Here is a 4,123-nt window from a genome sequence, read left to right as displayed (position 1 = left end):
CCGGATCCACCCACCACCACCGGTCGACCACGCAGCTCAGGGCGGCGTAACACCTCGACCGACGCGAAGAACTGGTCGAGATCGACATGCAGCACCCAGCCGTCAGCCACCCGCCCAGTATCACCCCGCCGACCGCCTCTCCCGCGGCGCTCTCCTGCGCCGCACCACCGTCACCAGGCTGTCTTCCGAAGTCGCACACCACCGGTGAAAACGCACTGATCGCGGCTATGAGAGTAGATAGATTCTTAATGGCCCATCCAAGGTGGACTTCTTGCCTAAATGAGCAACTTTCAAAGACGGGCTATTTTGTTAGCAGGTTTACAACTGCCGCCACGAGTCCGGCGAAGCCAGCAGCAGCCGAGGCGATGGAGAAGAAATGAGTCCGCTCCAGCCTCAGTTCGACTCCGGCCATCGACTCCGCCTTAGTGCGAGCCTTTTTGGAGCGTGTGGACTGCACAGCAAACCTGTAAACAAAGAAGATGGCGAGTGCAGCGAGAAGCGCAACCGCAATCAATGCTGCGATCACGACGAAGGCGGAGTTCGGCTGATCAATCGACCAACCCAGCAAGCCTACAAGCAGCCCCAACCCAAAGAATATTGCAAAGGAAAGAATACTCCACAGTGTTCGCTGCGATGACGTGACTGTCTCAATCTTCAGATCCGCTGAACCTACGTATATGTGCAGGTTGGCACGATGCGACAGCGGTTCATGGGTTAGATCGACGTGCGGCACCTGGGTTGAAGCCCCGTTGCTCCCAACCTCTCCTCGCGCTTCGGGTCCATTCATGCCATCCCCTTAACAACGGATGTGACCGATGAGATTCCTATTGATGTGATCGCTGAGAAGACGGCGAGGAGCTGGATCCAGGTCGGAAGATCTCCAAAGTTGTCGAGCGTGACCTTCCGGCCGAAGAAGGCAACTAGGAACAGGATTGTTCCCGCAGGTCCGGTGACCGAGAGAAGAAAGATGCGGAAAGAAATCTCGAAGCTGTGAGCATCGCAGGCATCCTTAAAGGCGCCCCACATCATGTTGCCGCACGCCACGGCCATTTCCGGCACTCCGATTAGGGCCAGAGTTTCGACCTGCTGTCCGCTCTCTGCGGCGACTGCCACACGTGCGGGAATAGCTACAATGAAGGGAGCGATGACCGCCATGGCGAATGTGACAAAGATCCACTTCCCGATCTCTTGGAAGACTTTCCTCCTAGGAGAGGGTCCGGCGCTGGGCGCTGCGGAGGGAGCTGTGCCCGACGGCGTGGTGGGGGCTGCGCCTGGCGCCGAGAGGGAACCTGCACCGGAGGGGCCAGCGCCGGGAGGCGTTGTCATCGGCCGACTTTCCCATCATGATCGAAGAAGATCCCTGGTGGACCCGTCATTCTAGCCGGACCTGGTCGGAATGTTCTGATCGAAACCCAGCTTCAGCATTCCGGGCATCCAGATGGCTGTAGTCAGCTGGCGCTGGAACGAATCCGGCACCCCCGTAAGGCACTCACATCGGCAGGTCACGACGCCGGCCGGGCACGCGAACCGATCACCCGGGGTGACGGAGCACGACTCGCCGGCGCCCGAGATCGGCGGCAGTTGCGCCCTGCCAGTCGGCGCGTCCGGACGCCGATAGGGAGCCGGGCTGGACGGCCGCACCCTTTCTGGACGGGAAACTCTAAGCTCCTAACGCGGCCGCCCTCGGGCGGTGCAGGGTGCGGGATAAATCCGAAAGGATGAATCGTGCTAGCGAGGCGGCCCATGCACGGCCACGATACTGTGATGCCCCGCGTATCACGCCGCACCGTCGCCCCGGCCACCATCATCGCTGCCACCTTCTAATAATGCGCCTCGCGAACGCGCCAAATGGACCAATCGAATCCAAGCCGGAGCTGCCGTGATCGCCGCGTTTACAGCGACCGTGGCTGCGGTGGTCAGTCTCCAGGCATATGCCGACCAGCGCGACATAAATCGGAGTCAACTAGCCCTCAATACGGACACGCAGCAGCGCGCAGAACGGCGCTACGCGACGCGCGTCAACTGGTGGGCCTCGACCGAGTACAAGAACGTGGTGTTCATCCAAAACCGCTCACCGGTGCCCGTCACGGACGTTCTGATCGTTCCGCGCGGCCGAAGAAGCGAAAGCGAAATCATGGGCGGCGCCTATGATATCGGCGACGTTCCACCGTGTCGGACATTCACCGCTCGCCTCCAGGAGCCTCACGCCTCGGTCGCCAGCAGCAGGCTATTTCCAGTCCACGAGTTCGACTTGGTGTTCAATGATCCGAGTGCACGATGGATTCGGAGCCGGGAAGAACTTCGCAAGGCCGACGCCAGGTCCACCGGAAAAGCGCAACGCCCTACCAATGTCGAATGGAAATCGGTCGGGGATTGCGGGGAAGACGGCTGAATCAGGCCTCGATGACGGTTACGATCCTGCCGCCACGGTAGCAACTCTCATATTGACCTCGCGCGCATCTGATATCCAGGAGCAAAGACGCCTGGCGCACTCTTCTCGGCAGATCCGGATGCGGCAAGGCGTAGGCCATGATGGCGCTCGTGGGTGCCGGCGAACCGTATACGACCATCACGGAACCGACGTTCGTGGCCCGGTTCCTTTCGATCCCAACACCGACGCCCTGGACGCGGTGGCGAACGTCGACACGTTCGTCGACCTGCCCGACGGCTCCGCATGGGCGCTAACGATCTTCACCGTGGACGAGGTCAGCCGCCTGCTAGCCCGGTGAAAGGAGACCGGCGAGGTCGCGAACGGCAGCTATTTCTGGGCCGCCGGCCAGCTGATCGTGCCTGTTCCGGGTAATGCGGCAATGACGGCGGCGATCCGGGAACTGGTGCGCAGTGGAGAAATCACGAGCGTCGGCATCCGGTGTGACAATTCGCGACCAGGACACCTCCGAGCTGGTGCTCAACACCAGACCGGCGCCGCTGATGTCCACCAGTCTGATGGCGGCCGGTGGCCCGCTCTCTCCGGCCCGAGTCAGTGCTTCTCGCTGTCTGCCCGCCTCGCTGCGCTGGCGGGCTCGTGGCACCGGCCGTCGTGCCGGCTGTATTGGATACCGAGATGGCCGTTGTCCGCCGCCGGGGCAAACTCGGTCGCCTCGTGCGGGATATCGCCACCCGCAGCACCAGCGCCTCAGGTCCTCACCCGGCACGGCCGGCTGGCCGCCGCGCTGATCCACCCGGCGGCCCTACTCGGCCGCCCGGAGCCGGACGACCGGCTGGACGCCGACACGCTGCTGCGCGACGGCTACCGCATCGAACTGATCTGCGAGCCCGGCGGGGCGTCGGCGGCGGCGCTGGTGACCAGCACGAGAAGCCGTTCTATGCCGCGGCGGGTGTGACGCCGCGTCGCCCGGGTTCAGGTGGTCACCTGCCCGAAGCCAGGACGTTCACGGCGGCCTCGAGCAGCACGCGCACATCTTGCTCGGCGCTGGGAGGCAGCTGGCGTGGCCTAACCACCTGGTAGCCCACCCGGGCCTGGTAGTCGTTCCCGAGCCAAGCCAGCGCATCGACGCGCGCCTCACCGTCGGACCACGGCCTGACCCGGACACAAGAGCGGTCGCCCGGCCCGTCTGCTGCTGGCTGCGCGTTGACGCTGGCGCACTGCTCCTTTTGCCAGGCGGGGCCATACATGTCCACCCCGCCGACCGAGACGGTCAGGACCAGATCACCGCGCATGGACGAGGAGTCCGACTCCAGGTCCACGCTGCACCGCTTGAGGCCGCTGATCGCACCCAGACTCTCCTCGGGCACCCGGACCGCGCCGGGGGCCAGGCGCTCCAAGATATCGTCGGTGATCAGCGCGCCAGGGTCGCTCAATTCCGCGGGTTTGCCGCGTTCTTCCGCGCAGCCCGCTAAGGCCACTGTCAGTAGGGTGCCGACGAGGCACAGCCTCTCTGCCCTGAGATGCAGGCCGGCCAATATAGCCAGCAATAACTGCTTCGCCATCATCGAAAGTCGCCGTCCTTCACGAGTCCTGGTGAAGGTGAGGGTTAGGCCGTGTTTCGTAGGCGTCGATGTTGCGGCGTGGCGGTGATCGATAACTGAAGAGGTCTCCGGTAGTTGGTTCAGCGACCAAGCAGAACTTCACACCGGAGACCTCGTGCCGAGCGTAGCGGCA

Annotated in this window: 6 protein-coding genes; 2 read left to right on the top strand and 4 right to left on the bottom strand. The window is 63.3% G+C overall.

From position 1 onward, the window contains the following. The 3 genes from I4J89_RS48930 to I4J89_RS48920 form a co-directional block, all read right to left on the bottom strand. Window positions 1-110, bottom strand: a 110-nt coding sequence (locus I4J89_RS48930) for a Y-family DNA polymerase (RefSeq protein ID WP_444876230.1), incomplete at its 3' end; no start/stop codon positions are given. A 191-nt stretch (window positions 111-301) separates the two neighbouring features. Next, entirely contained in the window at window positions 302-787 is a 486-nt protein-coding gene (locus tag I4J89_RS48925; protein ID WP_196421079.1) for a hypothetical protein, read from the bottom strand. After that, window positions 784-1,326 (bottom strand): hypothetical protein, encoded by a 543-nt coding sequence (locus tag I4J89_RS48920; RefSeq protein ID WP_196421078.1) that lies wholly within the window; start codon window positions 1,324-1,326, stop codon window positions 784-786. Before I4J89_RS48920 ends, I4J89_RS48925 begins: the two co-directional genes overlap by 4 nt. A 553-nt stretch (window positions 1,327-1,879) precedes the next feature. Between I4J89_RS48920 and I4J89_RS48915 the strand changes: the two genes are divergently transcribed. Together I4J89_RS48915 and I4J89_RS48905 are read left to right on the top strand one after the other, a co-directional pair. Next, on the top strand, window positions 1,880-2,392 hold the full coding sequence (locus tag I4J89_RS48915; protein WP_196421077.1) for a hypothetical protein: 513 nt from the start codon (window positions 1,880-1,882) through the stop codon (window positions 2,390-2,392). Between the two features lie 679 nt (window positions 2,393-3,071). Continuing rightward, window positions 3,072-3,344, top strand: coding sequence for a hypothetical protein (locus tag I4J89_RS48905; RefSeq protein WP_196421080.1), 273 nt, complete (start codon window positions 3,072-3,074; stop codon window positions 3,342-3,344). 25 nt (window positions 3,345-3,369) lie between these two features. Here I4J89_RS48905 and I4J89_RS48900 read toward each other — a convergent pair whose 3' ends face one another. After that, a complete protein-coding gene (locus tag I4J89_RS48900; protein WP_196421076.1) occupies window positions 3,370-3,954 on the bottom strand; it encodes a hypothetical protein in 585 nt (194 codons plus the stop codon). Window positions 3,955-4,123 lie beyond the last annotated feature (169 nt).

The organism is Actinoplanes aureus (assembly GCF_015704865.1).
Classification (GTDB): domain Bacteria; phylum Actinomycetota; class Actinomycetes; order Mycobacteriales; family Micromonosporaceae; genus Actinoplanes; species Actinoplanes aureus.
This window is presented reverse-complemented; position numbering and strand designations above follow the sequence as displayed.

Coding starts and splice junctions, on each gene's coding strand:
- I4J89_RS48925 (WP_196421079.1), bottom strand. CDS start 787: ATGAATGGACCCGAAGCGCGAGGAGAGGTTGGGAGCAACGGGGCTTCA.
- I4J89_RS48920 (WP_196421078.1), bottom strand. CDS start 1,326: ATGACAACGCCTCCCGGCGCTGGCCCCTCCGGTGCAGGTTCCCTCTCG.
- I4J89_RS48900 (WP_196421076.1), bottom strand. CDS start 3,954: ATGATGGCGAAGCAGTTATTGCTGGCTATATTGGCCGGCCTGCATCTC.